The 17,469-nt window shown below is 53.9% G+C and carries 15 protein-coding genes; 14 read left to right on the forward strand and 1 reads right to left on the reverse strand.

Features of this window, described 5'->3' with window-relative positions:
- The first annotated feature begins 219 nt into the window (after positions 1-219).
- Both FZ040_RS05530 and FZ040_RS05535 read left to right on the forward strand, forming a co-directional pair.
- Positions 220-1,935: a sensor histidine kinase gene (locus FZ040_RS05530; RefSeq protein ID WP_149171096.1), complete on the forward strand. Its 1,716-nt coding sequence runs from the start codon at positions 220-222 to the stop codon at positions 1,933-1,935.
- On the forward strand, positions 1,929-2,723 hold the full coding sequence (locus FZ040_RS05535; RefSeq protein WP_149171097.1) for a response regulator transcription factor: 795 nt from the start codon (positions 1,929-1,931) through the stop codon (positions 2,721-2,723). The genes FZ040_RS05530 and FZ040_RS05535 overlap by 7 nt, the downstream gene beginning before the upstream one ends.
- A gap of 53 nt (positions 2,724-2,776) precedes the next feature.
- Here the strand turns inward: FZ040_RS05535 and FZ040_RS05540 are convergent, their stop codons facing one another.
- Positions 2,777-4,120 (reverse strand): MFS transporter, encoded by a 1,344-nt coding sequence (locus tag FZ040_RS05540; protein WP_149171098.1) that lies wholly within the window; start codon positions 4,118-4,120, stop codon positions 2,777-2,779.
- 203 nt (positions 4,121-4,323) lie between these two features.
- On the opposite strand from FZ040_RS05540, the gene FZ040_RS05545 reads away from it, so the two are divergent.
- The 12 genes from FZ040_RS05545 to FZ040_RS05600 all read left to right on the forward strand — a co-directional run bounded on the left by FZ040_RS05545 (position 4,324) and on the right by FZ040_RS05600 (position 17,442).
- Positions 4,324-5,736 carry an SGNH/GDSL hydrolase family protein gene (locus FZ040_RS05545; RefSeq protein ID WP_255448769.1) on the forward strand — a complete coding sequence of 471 codons (1,413 nt, stop codon included), beginning with the start codon at positions 4,324-4,326 and terminating at the stop codon, positions 5,734-5,736.
- A gap of 86 nt (positions 5,737-5,822) precedes the next feature.
- Positions 5,823-6,494, forward strand: a complete 672-nt coding sequence (locus tag FZ040_RS05550) for a hypothetical protein (RefSeq protein ID WP_149171099.1) — start codon at positions 5,823-5,825, stop codon at positions 6,492-6,494.
- A 161-nt stretch (positions 6,495-6,655) separates the two neighbouring features.
- Positions 6,656-8,431, forward strand: a complete 1,776-nt coding sequence (locus tag FZ040_RS05555) for a methyl-accepting chemotaxis protein (RefSeq protein ID WP_149171100.1) — start codon at positions 6,656-6,658, stop codon at positions 8,429-8,431.
- Positions 8,432-8,613: 182 nt separating this feature from the next.
- On the forward strand, positions 8,614-8,961 hold the full coding sequence (locus FZ040_RS14110) for a YezD family protein (RefSeq protein WP_222930947.1): 348 nt from the start codon (positions 8,614-8,616) through the stop codon (positions 8,959-8,961).
- Between the two features lie 157 nt (positions 8,962-9,118).
- A complete protein-coding gene (locus tag FZ040_RS05565) occupies positions 9,119-10,150 on the forward strand; it encodes a sulfate ABC transporter substrate-binding protein (protein WP_149171101.1) in 1,032 nt (343 codons plus the stop codon).
- A gap of 21 nt (positions 10,151-10,171) precedes the next feature.
- Positions 10,172-11,002, forward strand: a complete 831-nt coding sequence (gene cysT, locus FZ040_RS05570; protein WP_149171102.1) for a sulfate ABC transporter permease subunit CysT — start codon at positions 10,172-10,174, stop codon at positions 11,000-11,002.
- Positions 11,003-11,833, forward strand: a complete 831-nt coding sequence (gene cysW, locus FZ040_RS05575; RefSeq protein ID WP_149171103.1) for a sulfate ABC transporter permease subunit CysW — start codon at positions 11,003-11,005, stop codon at positions 11,831-11,833. It begins immediately after the preceding gene.
- Positions 11,823-12,887 (forward strand): sulfate/molybdate ABC transporter ATP-binding protein, encoded by a 1,065-nt coding sequence (locus FZ040_RS05580; RefSeq protein ID WP_222930948.1) that lies wholly within the window; start codon positions 11,823-11,825, stop codon positions 12,885-12,887. The genes cysW and FZ040_RS05580 overlap by 11 nt, the downstream gene beginning before the upstream one ends.
- A 19-nt stretch (positions 12,888-12,906) precedes the next feature.
- Entirely contained in the window at positions 12,907-14,595 is a 1,689-nt protein-coding gene (locus FZ040_RS05585) for an adenylyl-sulfate reductase subunit alpha (RefSeq protein WP_149171104.1), read from the forward strand.
- A complete protein-coding gene (locus tag FZ040_RS05590) occupies positions 14,579-14,890 on the forward strand; it encodes a ferredoxin family protein (protein ID WP_149171105.1) in 312 nt (103 codons plus the stop codon). The genes FZ040_RS05585 and FZ040_RS05590 overlap by 17 nt, the downstream gene beginning before the upstream one ends.
- A gap of 18 nt (positions 14,891-14,908) precedes the next feature.
- On the forward strand, positions 14,909-15,715 hold the full coding sequence (cysD, locus tag FZ040_RS05595; protein ID WP_255448770.1) for a sulfate adenylyltransferase subunit CysD: 807 nt from the start codon (positions 14,909-14,911) through the stop codon (positions 15,713-15,715).
- Positions 15,715-17,442 carry a sulfate adenylyltransferase subunit 1 gene (locus tag FZ040_RS05600; protein ID WP_149171106.1) on the forward strand — a complete coding sequence of 576 codons (1,728 nt, stop codon included), beginning with the start codon at positions 15,715-15,717 and terminating at the stop codon, positions 17,440-17,442. The genes cysD and FZ040_RS05600 overlap by 1 nt, the downstream gene beginning before the upstream one ends.
- Positions 17,443-17,469 lie beyond the last annotated feature (27 nt).

The following is a 17,469-nucleotide window of genomic DNA, read 5'->3' on the forward strand; positions in this document are numbered from 1 at the left end:
TTAAAAAATCAAAAGATGGTGTTTTCATGTCTTTGTATATGAAAACACCATCTTTTGATTTTGGGGGATAATAAAATCGTTACACCGTGCGAGGGGGGAGTGGTAAATATACTTTGAGGGGCTCTAACTATGCAGGTTGTTTTTGTATAACTTCAAGGATAGCGTTGCTGGTGACAATACGATATAATAAGAACAAAGACGAAACTATGGGAGGGCAACATGCGGCATAGATTTCAAGATGAGGTCAGGGGGGCGCTGACGAAATACGCCTTGGTCCCGGTCTTTGTTCTGGCTGTCGTGGGGTCGGTGCTGATGCTTTTCAGCTGGAAGCATTATGTGACGGATGCGAATCACGAGCAGCGCGAGATGGTAACGGATGTCATGTATGGCATTTTTTCCGATTACTGGCAGCGGACTGAGCGGGCCGTGGGAACGTTAGCGGCGGAAACAGACCTTCGCGAATGGCAGAACAATCCGGGCAAACGGGCTGAGATTTATCAATACCTCTACCATGAGGTCAACATTGCCCATGATGGAACGCAGTTTTATCTGGTGGACACGCAGGGAAACGTTCTGCTGGGAAGTCAGGAAACTTTGCCACTGGCGATGCAGCCCTTTCATCAGGAGTGGGGAATCCTCCATCGCATGATGAATTATCCCGAGCAGCCGGTGGCTGAATTCGTGAGCCGCGGTGATTCGGCAAAACACGATTTGCTTATTGGGCAGGCGGTGGCTTGCAAGGGCGAGCTAAAGGGCTGGTTTTTCTTTTTGATTCCCGGGGACTATCTGGAAAATAATATCGCCTCGGGAACTACGGATTTTATCGTGGCGGATTCTTTTGGCAATGCGCAGATTGCAACTGGAGCTTCGGCGGCAGTGCGAATGGGTAAGGTGACGGAACCATTTGCTTCGGTACGAGCGGGGCTCGTGCAGGTTAAGAATCAGGAATACTATGTGACCCGGGAGGAAGTGCCCCGCGTGGAGTCGGTGGCAGGTTATACCGTCTATGCTATATCGCCCGTGACGGACCTCTTGCTTCGCTATGCGCTGGGAGCAGGAATCCTGCTGGGGCTTGTGCTGATTATGGTTCCGATTATTCTCGTCAGTGTGCGGCGCGAGAGCCGGGCACGTTCCCAGGCGGTGGATGACCTCGTGGATGCTTTCGCCGAGGTTAAAGAGGGAAGGCTGGACAACCGGCTGGCCGTTCATGAGGGAAGCCAGCTGGCGATTATCGAGGAAGAATACAACCGCATGACCGAGAGCTTGCAGGCTTTGATACGTCAAAATGAAGCGGAGGCAAGGGCTTCGGTCATTTCGGAAGTACGCCAGCTTGAATCGCAGTTCAATCCGCATTTCTTGTTCAATACCCTCGAGAACATCAAGTTCATGGTGAAAATGGACAGCGATGCCGCGATGCAGATGATACATGCGCTGTCTTCCCTGCTTCGTTACAGTCTGCATGAAGAAACCCGCCGGGTGAAACTGGTAAGGGATATCGAATACCTCCATAGCTATATGGAAATCCAGCAGTATCGCTTTGGTGACAGGCTTCATTACAGTGAGTATATTGATGACGCGGTGAAGGATTGTATGATTCCCAAGCTGCTGTTCCAGCCAGTTCTGGAAAATGCCATCAAATACGGTGAGGATGACGAGGGGCGGATTGAGGTGCGCCTGAGTGTCACGGCAATGGAGCAGGACCTGCTCGTCATTGTGGAGGATAAAGGCCTCGGCATGTCGAAACCAGTATTTGACCATTTGCAGCAGCTTCTGCGCGAGGGAGAGAACAATACAGTGCATAAAGGAATTTATAATGTCCATCGTCGTATCCAGTTGATGTTTGGCATGGACTATGGCGTGAAACTCAGCCAGCCGCCAGCGGGCGGCACGCGGGTAGAGATGCGGCTGCCGAGACAGGAGGGGGTATCATGTTAAAACTTTATATCGCTGAGGATGAGGAAATCATCCGCCGCGGCCTTATTTGTACGGTGGATTGGCTGCGGCTCGGCGTCAAAGTGGTAGGCGATGCGCCCGATGGCCGGACGGCGCTTTTGGGAATCCGTGAGACCAAGCCTGATGTCGTGCTGACGGATATCAAGATGCCCCGCATGGACGGCTTGGCACTGGCGCGGGAATTGCAGGCCGAGCACAATCACGCAAAAGTCATTTTTCTGACCAGTTATGCTGATTTTGACTATGCGCAGGAAGCGGTGCGTCTGCAGGCTGCCGATTATCTGCTAAAGCCTATCGATGAAAGCGTGCTGGCCCAAGTGCTGAGTCGGCTGGAAAATGCCAGGGAGGAGCCGCTGCCAGAGGAAACTGGCCCCGTGGATGGGGCCGGAAAAAACTGGACGGATGAACTCATACGCGAATATCACAGTGGCAATCCCTATGTGAAGCATGTCTTGGCGGCCATCAAGCGTGGCTATCAGGGGAAATTGAGCATTGAGACGCTGGCGGCCGAGCAGGGAGTATCGATGAGTTATCTTTCGCGGAAAATCAAGGAAGAGACCGGTCTGACATTTGGCAGCCTGCTGGCACGGTACCGGCTCAAAAAGAGTCTTGAGCTCTTGGCAGCGGGAACCTGGCGGGTTTACGAGGTGGCTGAACAGACAGGTTTTGGCGACTATAAAAATTATTGCATCGTGTTTAAAAAATACCTGCACACGACGCCTAAGGTGTTTATGCAGCAGGTGGCTGGCGGTTTGAAGCTGGAGGAATAAAGGCATAACAAAAGACCAACCCGGCGGGTTGGTCTTTTGTTATGCCAAATATATCAGGACTCCAGAACGGTTTCGAGTTCTTCGAGCGTCTTTTGTTTGCTTTCCTTGCCAAGGCCGATGACGATGGCCGATACGATGATGAGCACGGAAGCAAACATCATGAAGATGGTGTTCATGCCCATGGCGTTTCCGAGCATGAGGCCGACGAGCATCGGGGCGAGCATGCCGCCGATGCGGCCAAAACCAGCGGCCCAGCCACTGCCAAGGGCGCGGATGGTGGTCGGATACTGCTCCGGTGTGTAGGTGTAGATGACGCCCCAGGCCCCGAGGTTAAAGAAGCTCATGGCTGCACCCCAGGCGAGAAGCGACGATGCGTCAGATGCATTGCCGAAGAAGAAACTGCAAATACCCGAGAGCAGCAGGAAAAGCGACAGCGTGTATTTGCGGCCGATGATATCAACGAGCCAGGCGGCGGCATAATATCCCGGCAGCTGGGCGAGCGTCATGATGAGCACGTACTCGAACGTCTTGACAACGGCAAAGCCTTGGGCGTAGACGATGGACGGCAGCCACATGAAGATGCCGTAGTAGCTGTAGACGATGCCGAACCAGGCGAGCCAAAGCATTGCAGTACGCGTGCGGAAAGGCTTCGACCAAAGTGTAGCAAATTTTGGCGCAGCCGTTGCCTTCTTGCCTTTTTCGGTGTCGCTGAGTTCAGTGGCAAAAGGCTGGCTCTTTACCCGAAGTTTTGCTTCGAGGTCCAGGATAATCTGCTTGGCATCATCGATGCGGTTCTGCGAGATCAGGTAACGGATGGATTCCGGCATGTGCAGGCGAATCAAGAAGACGTAGAGAGCCGGAAGCGTGCCGATAGCGAAGGCGATTTTCCAGCCAAAGGCCGGAATCAACAGGTAGGCGATGCAGGCGGCAACGAGCCAGCCAATACCCCAGAAGCTTTCGAGCAGGACGATAAAGCGGCCGCGAAGGTGCGACGGCGCATATTCACTCATGAGCGTAGCGGCTACTGGCAGTTCACCGCCGAGGCCAAAGCCGACGAGGAAGCGGAAGAACAGCAGGGATTCATAGCTCCAGGACAGGGCGCACATGCCGGTGGAAAGGCTGTAAAGCAGTACCGTAATGGTAAATACTTTTTTGCGGCCGATGCGGTCGGCAAGGGTTCCGGCCAGCACAGCACCGAGTGCCATGCCGATGAGGCCGATGGAGCCAATCCAGCCAACCTGTGCCGGGGTAAGACTCCACTCTTTGGCCAGCACTGGCAGGACAAAGGCGATGAGGCCCGTGTCCATGGAGTCAAAGAGCCAGCCAAGGCCCGTGATGAACAGCAGCTTATACTGGAATGAACCTACAGGAAGTTGTTCCAAGCGTTCAAGTATCATGAGATATAACCTCTTTTCGTAAAAATGTCAATTGACTACTGACAAGACAATTGATGCTTTTGTATTATAAACTGTCTTGTCACATAGGGCAAGTATTTTGACAGGAAAAGTTTTTGCCGTTGGCAAAATAGGATCAATGGCGTTATAATAATGGATGTTGTCAATTAGAAAGAAGATATTAGGATGGAGTTTTAGACTATATCATGAAGATAAAGCTGAAGAACAAGAAGTGGCTTATGATAGGAACGCTTTGTCTGGCGGCTGGCCTGCTGGCAGAGACAACCGCGATGGCTGCGACAACGAATCAGACGAATAAGCGTGTGATTCAAAAAACGGCGCAGTCTCCAAGAGTTATCGCGTTCGGCAGAAATGATGAAAAGACGTCGCCAGCAAAGACGGTGGAAGAAAAACAGGTGAAGCCTTTGGCAATGAAAATCGGAAAGATCCGTTTGACTTGGCCGGAGCGGCCAAGCGCGGTGCAATATCAGGTAGTGGTGCTTCGTTCCGAGCAGGATGTGGAAGCCAATATTGCTCTGGCGAAGGAACAGATTTTTACCAATGGCGTTGATTTGGATTTGAGCCGTTTCGGGGAAGACGCGGGCAAATTCTATTGGAAGGTCTGTGCACTGGATTACAATGGCAACCCCATTGGTCATTTTTCTAAGCCGCAGCCTATTCTGGAGGGCAGTGAGCTGAATCCTATTGCGCCGAAACCGACGACGCAGTTTGAACAGATGGATTATGCGCCGGTTTATCCGGTGTATTCCTGGATTCCCACCGAGGGAGCCAAACATCATGAGGTTCAGGTATACCGCACGTCGCCGGATGGCGATACGCTGGTTCATTCCCTGCGGGCCGGGACTTATGATGTATACGAAGACGGCGGCTATACGACGCCGGGAAAATATTATTGGCGGGTTCGTGCGGTAGATGCGTATGGCTTTGCAATCAGCGAATGGTCTGGCCGGAAGTATTTCACGGTTACGGCACCGACGCCGATTGCGGCTCTGGGCGACAGCATCACGCATGGCGGTGGCGCTATGTCGGTGCCGCCGGGATATCTGCTCTATGATTGGGAGACCTATAGCAGTGTGCCGGTAAAGAATATCGGCTTTAGCGGCAATACGACTGGCGATATGCTTGAACGCTTCGAGCGTGACGTACTGCCCTTTTCGCCGCGGGTACTGGTCATCATGGGCGGTGTCAACGATTATCGTGCCGGTACCAACGGCTGGCATATTGTTCAGAATCTCAAGGCGATTAAGGAAAAATGCGATGCCTACGGAATCATTCCGGTGTTTTTGACGCCGACGCCAATCAATCCGACGCTGATGGTTAAGCGCGCTCATATTGATCAGCCGCCTTATGATTGGAAGACGCATCAGGATTATGTAAACGATTGGGTTATGCAGCAGACCTATCATTTGGATATTGCCTCAATGCTTTCGGACAGCAGTGGCTGGCTCAATGCCAGCTATACAACCGATGGGCTTCATCCGGATTACTTTGGCAAAAAATATATTGGCGAGCAGGTCGGCTTGTATCTAAAGCAGCATTTTCCGTGGGTTACCAATACGCTGACGAAAAAGCCGGTCCCGCAGTACATGGGACACTAAACAGGGTTTGACCGGTCAAATTCATTTTTTCTACAGGGACACATGATAAAGTAGGAAAAAATTGGTGTGATTGAGAGGTTGGTATTATGCGTATGAAAAATATCATGCTGATACTGTTTGCTCTGCTAGTGGCAGCCGGCGGTGGTATCGGTTATACCTATCAAGCAGAACGCACGCCGGAATATGCTCTGGAGCAGCTCGCGGATGGTGTTAAGTCGCGGGATTATGACAAGGTTAAGAAATATGCCGATGTAGACCATCTTATCACGACTACGTATGATGAGAGTACGGCTGTTTTGGCAGATAACATACAAGCTTTGCATGAGACGTATCCGCAGGATTGGTTTTTCCGTCACGATACGGCATTCATGAAAGAGTATATTGCCGGACGCCGGAGTGATGATATTGTTTTCATCCAGCGGTCGCTCGAGTTCTATATGGATCCCAAGCTCATGCCTATCAGCCGCAGTGATGGACAGGCCAAATGGGTATCTGATGAGATGGCGAAGTTCGAGGACAGCTACTCGGCAGAGCTGAAAACCGTTCAGAAAAAGGGCAAGACGGCCATTGCGGTCTTTGAAATCACTGGCAGTGAGGACGCCTATGGCAAACTGGTTCCGCATCTGACGATTGAAGCAGAGCTGGAACAACAAGCAGACGGTCATTGGCAGGTCGTCCACCTGGCCAATATCGAAGATGCTTTTTACCCTGTGGTAAAGGGAATCGAAGACTATTGGACTATGCAGGGGTGGCAGTAAATTAAATAATGAAACGGCTGAGATAAGACCACAAGGTTTTGTCTCAGCCGTTTTTTATATGCGAATTTATAAAATTCTGTCAAAGGCAGGAATTTATGGGATGGTGTCGAACTGATACAACAGAAATTATGGGAAGAATAAGGATATAGGAGGAGATTGCCATGTCATTGAAGGGACGCTTTGTTTTCATGGTAGTTGGGACAGCTGTACTTACCGCTGTGCTGGTAAGTGCTATCTTTATTACCAATTTGAGAAGCGAGACGAATCGACAGGTTGAATCGTTTCGTCAAACATTGACGCAGGACGTAGAACGGGAACTCAAGATTGAGACGGAATCTGCGATTGCGGCTATCAAGCACGTCTACGACCGGCAGCAGAAGGGAGAACTTACCGAGGAACAGGCCAAGAAGGAAGCCGCCGGTATCGTAAGGGATATGCGATATGATGATGGGAAAGGGTATTTCTGGATTGATACCTATGAAGGGGTTAATGTGGTGCTGCTCGGGCGCGATACGGAGGGAAAATCCCGTATTGATTTGGTAGACCCGGAGGGGCGTCATTTCATCAAAGAAATGATTGAAAACGGCCGCAAAGATGGCGGCGGCTATACGGATTTGATGTTTGCCAAGCCAAATGAAACGACTCCGCTGCCCAAGCGCAACTATACGGCGACGTTTGCTCCGTATCAGTGGGTAGTGGGTACGGGCGTATGGATTGACTACATTGATGCGCGGGTCGCCGAAGCGCAGGCTGCGGCCGATGAAAACTTTTATTCCAGTCTCTTGAAACTCGGTGGCAGCATCGTGTTATTGATGAGTATTTTTGTTGGCTTTGGCCTTTGGTCAGCCAATACGGTTGTAGGGCCGATTCGCATTGTAACCCGGAAGCTGGGGGTTCTGGCTACTGGCGATTTCCGTAAGGGCGAACCGTTGGATGAAGTGCTTCATCGGCAGGATGAGATTGGCGAGATGAGCCGTGCCCTGGAGAAATTGCAGGAGCAGGTTCACGATATGATGCGGCAGGTAGCGGAGTCAAGTCAGCAGGTTTCTACTTCGTCGCAGCAGCTGACGAACAGCTCCGAGCAGTCGGCAGAGGTTAGCGGTCAGGTCGCTGACTCGATTGTCAATGTGGCCGGCTCGTGCAGTGAGCAGTTCACAGAAGTTGAGAATGCCAGTGAGCACATCGGCAATCTGGCGCTGAACATGGAAAAATTCGAAAAGGCCCTCGATCATGCCGGAACGGTTGTCGGCTCGGCTAAATCCCAGGCTGATGATGGTGAGCAAAAAGTCGCCAGCGCGGTGCAGCAGATGAAGCTTATCGAGCAGTCGGTCAGCGAGTCGGCCAAGGTCATTGAGGAGCTTGGACGGGAATCGGATAAGATTGGCACGATTGTCGATGCGATTTCGGAGATTGCTGAGCAGACGAATCTGCTGGCACTCAATGCCGCCATTGAGGCTGCGCGGGCCGGTGAGCATGGCCGCGGCTTTGCCGTCGTCGCTGATGAGGTCCGCAAGCTGGCCGAGCAGTCGAGTGAGTCGGCTCATGAGATTGCCGGTATCATTGGTTCTATTCAGTCGAAATCGCGCAGTGCCGTATCGGTCATGCAGGAAGGCGTCAACCAGGTGCAGAATGGTGTCGGGGCAGTAAATGGTGCCGGTACGACCTTTAAGGATATTGCCGGAATGGTTGAGAAGGTAGTCGAGGAAACGCGGGAAATGGAGCGCATTGTCGTGACCCTTTCCGAGAGCACCAGTACGATTTCTGGTGCAATTGCCAAGATTAGTGCCATGAGCCGCACTGTTGCCGGCGAAGCCGAGACGGTATCGGCGGCAACGGAGGAGCAGACGGCGACGATGAACGAAATCGCCAGCTCGAGCCGGCAGCTCACTGAAATGGCGCAGTCCATGGAGGCAGCGGTCGAGAAATTCAAGATTTAGTTTGCTGAGTAAAAAGCTCTGTTTTTGTGAAGCGGTGTGAAACCGTGATGCGCAGAAACAGAGCTTTTTGTTTACAATATTACATAGTTTTTGTAAAAAATGCTTGACGAATGGAAAGAAAAGGTATATCATACATTATAAATTAAACATATCTGATAAGTATATTTTAAGAGGGTGAATGGATGGCAGGACGAAAATTGAAGAGGGGAGAAGTACCCCATGATGTTATGACTGAAATCCTGAGAATCTTACAGACTATCAGTTATGGCGAAGTTGTTTTAGTGGCTCAGGATGGAATTCTGGTCCAAGTGGAATGGAATGAAAAGCTGCGAATGGATTGTTTTGGCGTCCCTTCGCAAGTGCAGGTCTGGTCTGAAAAGCAGCGGCAGCATATTTCCGAGCATGTTAAGCAGGAATTTGGGCGCTTGCAGTATGGACGATTGGTCATCGTAGTAAAACGAGGCGATATCGTACAGATGGAACGGACGGAAAAACAGCGCTTTACCGGACTTGATGGTGAAGGCATATAAGATAATTTATGATTAAACGGATAACCGCAGGTCATTCGAAAACGAAAGCCTATGGAACCGTATGGCATGCGCTAGCAGTGCTAGGCATGTCGTACGTCCATAGGCTTTTTTATATATTTATTTTGGAAAAGTAGTACAAGGATAAGGAGTGTTTGAAATGAAGGCGAGAAAATGGTTTGGACTGGCAGCTGGGGTTTTGTTTACAATTGGAGCGCTGACTGGCTGCAGTGGAGATACAGCGGCAGATAATGGCAGTGCGGGCAAGGAATTCCTCAATGTTTCCTATGACCCGACGCGTGAGCTCTTCGCGGAGTTCAATGAGAAGTTCAAGGAGGAATGGAAGAAGGAATCCGGCGAGGATGTGACGTTCTCGCAGTCCCATGGCGGCTCGGGCAAGCAGGCGCGTTCGGTGCGCGATGGCCTCGAGGCTGATGTCGTCACGCTGGCGCTGGCCTACGATGTCGATGAGATTGCGCAGGCAGGCCTCATCGATAAGGATTGGATCAAGAAGTTCCCCGATAACTCGGCACCGTATACGTCGACTATCGTCTTCCTCGTGCGTAAGGGCAACCCGAAGAACATCCACGATTGGAATGACCTCGTGCGCGACGATGTGCAGATCGTAACGCCGAATCCAAAGACGTCAGGCGGTGCGCGCTGGAATTATCTGGCGGCCTGGGAATATGCCAAGGAGCATAACAATGGCGACGAGGCCAAGATAAAAGATTTCCTCAAGGTAATGTTCAGCCATGTCGTAGCACTTGATTCCGGTGCGCGCGGGGCAACGACTTCGTTTGTCCAGCGTGGCCAGGGCGATGTGCTTATCGCTTGGGAGAATGAGGCCCTGTTGTCGGTCAAGGACGCGCCAAACGATTATGAGATTGTCGTGCCGTCCATCAGCATCCTGGCAGAGCCTTCGGTCGCTGTTGTCGATGAAGTTGTTGAGCGCAAGGGTACGCGCAAGCTGGCTGAGGCCTATATCAACTTCCTCTACAGCAAGGAAGGACAGGAAATTGCCGCTAAGAATTTCTACCGTCCGCGTGATAAAGAAGTTGCTGCCAAATACGCCAATGTATTCCTGCCGCTCAAGCTCGTGACGATTGACGGGGCTTTCGGCGGCTGGACGAAGGCGCAGAAGGAGCATTTTGCCGATGGCGGTACGTTTGACCAGATTTATGAGAAGAAATGATGTGGTGAAGGAGGCAGGAAAGTGAAGAGTTTCAGCAATAAGAAAGTCATTCCGGGATATCGCTTTACCTGCGGCATAACATTCTTTTATCTATCGCTTATTTTACTGATTCCATTAGCTGCGTTTGTCCTGTATACGGCAGGCATGGGCTGGGAGAAGTTTTTGGCGGTGGTACTCGATTACCGCGTGTTTCATGCGTATTATATCAGCCTGCTGACGGCGCTGGCGGCAGCCGTGATAAATGGTGTCTTTGGCCTGTTGCTGGCCTGGGTGCTTGTCCGCTATGACTTCTTTGGCAAGCGGCTGCTCGATGGGCTTATCGATTTGCCGTTTGCCCTGCCGACGGCGGTGGCAGGTATCGCGCTTACGACGCTCTATGCCGAAAATGGCTGGCTCGGCCAGTACCTGTATGCACTGGGCATTCCTTCGGCCTTTTCGCCGCTGGGCATTACGCTGGCGATGGTCTTTGTCGGTTTGCCGTTTGTGGCGCGCAGTGTGCAGCCGGTGCTGCGGGATCTAGACCCGCAGGTGGAGGAGGCCGCCGCTTTGCTGGGGGCCGGCGATTGGCTGACCTTCCGCCGCGTGATTTTTCCCGAACTGGTATCGCCGCTGCTCACCGGTTTTTCCCTGTCGTTTGCGCGCGGGGTCGGTGAGTATGGCAGCGTGGTTTTCATTGCGGGCAATCTTCCCTATGAGACGGAAATCGCACCGCTCTTAATCATGGCAAAACTGGAGCAGTTTGATTATCAGGCTGCGGCGGCCATTGCGCTGGTCCTGCTGCTGCTGTCGTTTGCCATTCTGTTGGTCATCAATGGGTATCAGCGCTATCGCGTGCAGAAACAGGGGGTGTGAATGGTGGCTGTGAAACCGCATAATTTCCGTCAATGGGGGCTTATCGGGCTGGCTGCTGTATTCCTGCTGGTTATGCTGGTGCTGCCGCTCATCCTCGTGGCGAGCGAAGCCCTGGCTAAGGGCTGGCAGGTTTATCTTGATGCGCTCAATGAGCCCTTTGCGCGCAAGGCGCTTTTCCTGACTTTGGAGGCAACGGTGGCGGCGGTGCTGGGCAATACGGTGTTTGGCCTGGCTTCGGCCTGGCTGCTCACGAAATACGATTTCCGCGGCAAGGCTTTTTGGAGTTCGCTGCTGGATCTGCCCTTTGCCATTTCGCCGGTCGTAGCCGGTCTGTTGTTTGTCATCTTGTTTGGCCGCATGAGTCCAATCTATCCGTTTCTGCGTGCTGAACACATCGCAATCATCTTTGCGGTGCCGGGCATCATCCTCGCGACGGTGTTCGTGACGTTTCCATTCATCACCCGGGAGCTCGTGCCCATCATGGAGGCGCAGGGGCGCAGTGAGGAGGAAGCGGCGGCGACGATGGGCGCAAGCGGCTGGACGATTTTCCGGCGCGTTACCTTGCCGAATATCAAATGGGCGTTAATCTACGGTGTGATACTCTGCACGGCCAGGGCTCTTGGCGAATTCGGCGCGGTATCGGTCGTCTCAGGACACATCCGTGGCAAGACGAATACCCTGCCGCTGCATATTGAAATCCTGTATAACGAATACAATTTTACGGCGGCATTTGCCGTAGCATCGATTCTGGTAATTCTGGCTGTCGTTATCCTGATTCTGCGGAATCTGGTAGAATGGCGGGCCAAAAGGGGGCTAAGAAATGGCAATTGAAGTAGAACTCAAACATATTCATAAGAATTTTGGCACATTCAAGGCCTCAGATGATGTGAATCTGACTGTGGAAAAAGGAAAACTGATTGGCCTTTTGGGACCGTCGGGCAGTGGCAAGACGACCATCCTGCGCATGATTGCAGGTCTCGAGCATCCCGACAGCGGCGATATCTTCATCGCGGGCAAGCGGGTCAACGACCTGCCGGCGGGCAGGCGCGGCATCGGTTTTGTGTTCCAGAACTACGCGCTGTTCCGCCATATGACGGTGCGCGAAAATATCGCATTTGGCCTCAAGGTACAGAAGGTGCCGCCTAAGGAAATCAAAGCCCGCGTGGACAAGCTGGTGGAGCTTATCGGCCTGGCAGAGTTTGACGGGCGCTATCCGCAGCAGCTGTCGGGCGGCCAGCGGCAGCGCGTGGCTTTTGCCAGAGCACTGGCACCAGAGCCTGAGCTCCTGCTGCTCGATGAGCCATTTGCGGCCATCGACGCGAAGGTGCGCAAGGAATTGCGGCAATGGCTGCGCGCGACAATCCATCAGCTTGGCATTACGAGCATCTTTGTCACGCATGACCAGGATGAGGCGGTCGAGGTGGCCGATGATATCATCATCACGAATCACGGCCATGTGGAGCAGGCTGGCCCGCCAGCTGCTATCTATCAGCATCCCGAGACGCCATTTGTCGCGGATTTTATCGGCGAGTCGGTGCATGTGCCCGATTATACGGTGTTCAAGGGCTTTTCGAATGGTGCTGGCAGCCATGAGGGTATCCTGCGGCCGGAATTCCTGGAGATTGCTGCTGATGAAGAGGAAATCCTGATGCCGCTGGCGGCCGAGCAGGGTACGGTCAAGGCCGTCTACTTCCGGGGCAGCAATGTGCAAGTGGCCGTCGAGGTAAAGGGGCAGCTCCTGCATGGCTGGCGAAGTCTCGAAAAGAAGCCGCTCCATGAGGGCGACAAGGCGCTGGTGCTTATCCATCGCGTCTACAGCTTTGCCGGTGGTAAGACGCAGATTATCGAAAACAGTGCGAAACAGGAAGAGTCAGTAGTTATTTAAGGCAGGATGTGTTGGATAAATGGAATTTTTGGATAAGGCGGCGGATGTGCTGATCATAGGAGGTGGTGCCGCGGGCTGCTATGCAGCGATTACGCTGGCGGAGGAACATCCAAAGCTAAGTGTGCTGCTCGTGGATAAGGCAGGCATCAAGCGCAGCGGCTGCCTGGCCGCCGGTGTCAATGCCTTGAATGCTTATATCACGCCGGGGCACACCCCGGAAGATTATGCCGATTATGCGGCTAAAGACGCAGCGGGCATCGTGCGCGATGATTTGCTGTTGACGATGTCGCGCGGGCTCAATGAGGTGACCCGCCGCATGGAAGAATTGGGGCTGGTCATCCTGAAGGATGAAGCGGGGCAGTATGTTTCGCGCGGCTGGCGCAATCTGAAAATCAATGGCGAGAACATCAAGCCGCTGTTGGCGGCGGCGGTGCGCCGGTGTCCGAATGTGGAAGTGCTGGAACATGTAAGTGCCGTCGACTATCTGCAGGCGGATGACGGCGCGGTGACAGGGGCTTGGGGCGTTGGCGTGCGGCAGGATAAAGTATATTTCCTGCAGGCTAAGGCCGTCATCTGTGCCACGGGCGGTGCAGCTGGCCTGTACCGGCCCAATCATCCGGGCAGTTCCCGCCATAAGATGTGGTACAGCCCGTTCAATACCGGGGCTGGCTATGCGATGGGCCTGCGGGCTGGCGCAGAGATGACGACGTTTGAGATGCGGTTTATCGCCTTGCGCTGCAAGGATACGATTGCGCCGACAGGGACGCTCGCACAGGGTGTCGGTGCGGCGCAGGTCAATGCGGCGGGCGAGCGCTATCAGCATAAATACGGCAACACGACGTCGGAGCGCCTCTATGCCGTGGTCAGCGAGAATCTGGCCGGACGCGGGCCCTGCTACCTGGAAACTGAGGGCATCACGGAGGCGCAGCAGGATTCACTGGAGCGGGCTTACCTCAACATGGCGCCGGCCCAGACGATGAAGTGGCGCGAAACGGGGCTTGGCCCTGCCAGTGCCAATGTCGAGGTCGAAGGTTCCGAGCCCTATGTGGTCGGCGGTCATACGGCCAGCGGCTATTGGATTGACGCGGCGCGGGCAACGACGCTGCCGGGACTGTTCGCGGCTGGCGATGTCGCTGGCGGCTGTCCGCAAAAATACGTGACGGGCGCCTTTGTCGAGGGAAAGATTGCCGCGCAAAGCGCCGCTGCGTATGCGGCGGAACGGCCTGGGGCGGCACTTTCAGCTGCGGCCCGCGAAAGGATCCGCACGCGGATTGAGACGCTGCTTACGCCGCCGGCTGCAAGCCCGCTGTTTACGGTTGAGAGCCTTGAGGAGGCCATGCAGCAGGTCATGGATGAGTATGCGGGCGGCATTACGGCCGGTTACCGCTATACGGAAAAACAACTGGGGCTGGCGGCAAGGCACATCGAGCGGTTGACGCGGCTCAGTGAAAACCTGCGGGCGGCAGATGGCTATGGACTCGTGCAGCTTTTTGAACTGCAGGAGCGCCTGCTCATTTGCCGCGTGCTCATCGAGCATCTGAAGGCCCGCCGCGAGACGCGCTGGCATGCCTTTGCCGAGAACCTTGACTATCCGGGTACGAATCCGGCCTTAGAAAAATATGTCAATTCGCGGCTTTCAGATGGCAAGGTGCAGATCATCTATCGGGATTTAGTCAAGCGGGGGGATCGGTATGAGCATCAGCATTGAACCGGAAAAGTGCGTGGGCTGCGGCCGCTGCACGGAGGTCTGTCCGGGAAATCTATTGGAAATGACGGCGGGCAAAGCCGCCATCCGCGAGGTGCGGGACTGCTGGGGCTGCACGGCCTGCGTCAAGGAGTGCCCGCGGGATGCGATTTTCTACTATCTGAGTGCTGATCTTGGCGGTGCCGGCGGCCGGCTTTATGCCCATGATACGGCGGTGTCGCTTACCTGGCAACTAAGACTTCCCGATGGGAGCGAGCAGGAAATCATCGTAGCAAAGAATAAAGCAAATGCGTATTGAGGTTAGGAGACGATAACAATGGCAATGGATCATTTGGACCAACTGGAGGCGGAGAGCATCTACATCCTCCGGGAGGCGTATAAGAAACTGGGCAAGCTCGGCATGCTCTGGTCAATCGGCAAGGACTCGACGGTGCTGCTGTGGCTGGCCAAGAAAGCCTTCTACGGCCATGTGCCGTTTCCGTTCATCCATGTGGATACGAAACACAAGATTCCGGAGATGATTGCCTACCGCGACCGCGTCGCCAAGGAACTCGGCCTTGACCTCATCGTGCATACGAATTGGGATGCCATAAATGCGGGTATTGGCCCCGATAAGGGACGGCTTGCCTGCTGCAAGGCGCTCAAGACTGAGGGCCTGAGGCAGGTGGTCAAGCAGCACGGCTTTGACGGCCTTATCGTCGGCGTGCGCCGCGATGAGGAGGGCTCGCGTTCAAAGGAGCGCGTTTTCTCCGAGCGTACCCAGGATGATGGCTGGGACTACACCAACCAGCCGCCGGAGCTCTGGAATCAGTTCAAGACGGATTTCCCCAAGGGCAACCACATCCGCGTGCATCCGATTCTTGCTTGGAGTGAGCTGGATATCTGGGAATACATCCGCCGGGAGAATATTCCCATCATCGACCTGTATTTTGCCAAGAACGGCAAGCGTTACCGCAGCCTGGGCTGTGCCTGCTGCACGGGACAGATTGAGTCGGAGGCTGATACCCTTGACAAGATCATTGAAGAATTGAAACATACGAAGACTGGCGAGCGTGCCGGGCGCAAGCAGGACCAGGAAGATGCTTATGCGATGCAGAAACTGCGTAAAGAGGGGTATATGTAATGGATGAGAAATTGAAACAAGAAGGTCTGCATATCGTGGTAGTCGGTCATGTGGATCATGGCAAATCGACGGTCATCGGCCGTCTGCTCTACGATACGGATTCCCTGCCCCAGGGCGCAGTGGACAAGGTCAAGCGCATCGCCAGGGAAACGGGCAAGCCCTTTGAGTATGCCTATCTCCTCGATGCCTTTGAGGAAGAGCAGAAACAGGGCATTACGATTGATACGACCCAGATCCAGTTTGCGACGAAAAAGCGCGAGTACGTCATCATCGACGCACCGGGTCATAAGGAGTTCCTCAAGAATATGATTTCGGGGGCAGCCAATGCCAATGCGGCTCTCTTGATTGTTGATGCCAAACAGGGGGTGCAGGAGCAGTCCAAGCGCCATGGCTATATGCTGTCCCTGCTGGGCATCGAGAAGGTCTATGTGGTTGTCAACAAGATGGATTTGGTGGACTACTCCGAGGATGTATTCCACAAGGTTGCTGACGATATGAAGGAGTTCCTGGAACCGCTGGGGGTAAAGCCCCTGCGCTATTTGCCGGTATCGGGGTATCAGGGCGACAACATCGCTACTAAGTCGGTCAATATGCCCTGGTATGATGGCCCGGTGCTGCTGGATTCTCTCGATTTGCTCGAGGCCAGCAAAGAAATTATCGACAAGGATCTGCGCCTGCCCATACAGGACGTGTTCAAGTTCGACGACCGCCGCATCATTGCCGGGCGCATCGAGGCCGGCAAGCTCGCCGTGGGCGATGAGATCGCCATCTATCCCTCGGGGCGCCGCACGGTCATCCAGTCCATTGCCTACTGGCATGAGCGGGACAAGAAGGAGCGCGCCTTGGCCGGGGAATCCACGGGCATCATCGTCCGGGATGAGTTCTTCAACCAGCGCGGTGAGATCATCACGACGCCTGCGGCCACGGCGCCGCATGTGTCGAACCGCCTGCGCGCCTCCATCTTTTGGATGGGACGCAATCCACTGCGCAAGGGTAGCACCTACAAATTAAAGCTAGCTACGCAGGAGGTCGAGGCGGAGGTCGCCGATATCGTCAAGACTATCGATGCGGCCAATCTCGACAGCCGTGAGGGTGCCAAGGAACTGCGCCTCAACGACGTCGCCGAAGTCATCCTGAGCCTCAAGGAGGCAATAGCCTTTGATGTGTTCCAGGAACATCAGGCAACGGGCCGGTTCGTGCTTGTCGATGGCTATGATGTCGCAGGCGGCGGCATCGTCGTCGCTGCTGAAAAGGCCGACGAGGGCGCAGGCTTTGCCTTTGTCAATGGCGATATCCGCGCCCGCGGTGATGTCTTCGATGAGTTCTACTACGACGTCGAAAGCTACAACGTCACGAAGGTGGCGGCCGCCGTCAAGCAGCCGTACCATGTGGGCGATGAGATTCCGCGCAAGGGCATCAGCTATGAATATCCGGCTGACTTTGATATCCTCATCCTGCGCGATCAGGTGGCGGTTACGGTACGGCAGGGCAGGATTGAGGATATCCTGCCGCTCGCTGGCTACGAGTATTCGGGCCGGACGCTCGTCAATGGCCGCGGCTTTGGTATCAAGGTCTATAAGGCCAAGGAACTTCGCGAGATGCTCTCGGTCTATCGGGAACTTGCCTCGAGCCATGTCGAGCCGCGCGTGAAAGCCGCTTTCTTCAACCGCTATTTCTTCCTGAACCAATACCGCCGCTTGCAGTTCTACTTTGACTACGTTATCTGATGAATTTGCTTTTTACCGTAAGCTGAC

It is taken from the genome of Pseudoselenomonas ruminis, assembly GCF_008271295.1.
Classification (GTDB): Bacteria; Bacillota; Negativicutes; order Selenomonadales; family Selenomonadaceae; genus Selenomonas_A; species Selenomonas_A ruminis.

What these genes read in the sequence shown, in the direction of transcription:
- FZ040_RS05530 (WP_149171096.1), top strand. Translation starts at nt 220, where the DNA reads ATGCGGCATAGATTTCAAGATGAGGTCAGGGGGGCGCTGACGAAATAC.
- FZ040_RS05535 (WP_149171097.1), top strand. Translation starts at nt 1,929, where the DNA reads ATGTTAAAACTTTATATCGCTGAGGATGAGGAAATCATCCGCCGCGGC.
- FZ040_RS05540 (WP_149171098.1), bottom strand. Translation starts at nt 4,120, where the DNA reads ATGATACTTGAACGCTTGGAACAACTTCCTGTAGGTTCATTCCAGTAT.
- FZ040_RS05545 (WP_255448769.1), top strand. Translation starts at nt 4,324, where the DNA reads ATGAAGATAAAGCTGAAGAACAAGAAGTGGCTTATGATAGGAACGCTT.
- FZ040_RS05550 (WP_149171099.1), top strand. Translation starts at nt 5,823, where the DNA reads ATGCGTATGAAAAATATCATGCTGATACTGTTTGCTCTGCTAGTGGCA.
- FZ040_RS05555 (WP_149171100.1), top strand. Translation starts at nt 6,656, where the DNA reads ATGTCATTGAAGGGACGCTTTGTTTTCATGGTAGTTGGGACAGCTGTA.
- FZ040_RS14110 (WP_222930947.1), top strand. Translation starts at nt 8,614, where the DNA reads ATGGCAGGACGAAAATTGAAGAGGGGAGAAGTACCCCATGATGTTATG.
- FZ040_RS05565 (WP_149171101.1), top strand. Translation starts at nt 9,119, where the DNA reads ATGAAGGCGAGAAAATGGTTTGGACTGGCAGCTGGGGTTTTGTTTACA.
- cysW (WP_149171103.1), top strand. Translation starts at nt 11,003, where the DNA reads ATGGTGGCTGTGAAACCGCATAATTTCCGTCAATGGGGGCTTATCGGG.
- FZ040_RS05580 (WP_222930948.1), top strand. Translation starts at nt 11,823, where the DNA reads ATGGCAATTGAAGTAGAACTCAAACATATTCATAAGAATTTTGGCACA.
- FZ040_RS05585 (WP_149171104.1), top strand. Translation starts at nt 12,907, where the DNA reads ATGGAATTTTTGGATAAGGCGGCGGATGTGCTGATCATAGGAGGTGGT.
- FZ040_RS05590 (WP_149171105.1), top strand. Translation starts at nt 14,579, where the DNA reads ATGAGCATCAGCATTGAACCGGAAAAGTGCGTGGGCTGCGGCCGCTGC.
- cysD (WP_255448770.1), top strand. Translation starts at nt 14,909, where the DNA reads ATGGCAATGGATCATTTGGACCAACTGGAGGCGGAGAGCATCTACATC.
- FZ040_RS05600 (WP_149171106.1), top strand. Translation starts at nt 15,715, where the DNA reads ATGGATGAGAAATTGAAACAAGAAGGTCTGCATATCGTGGTAGTCGGT.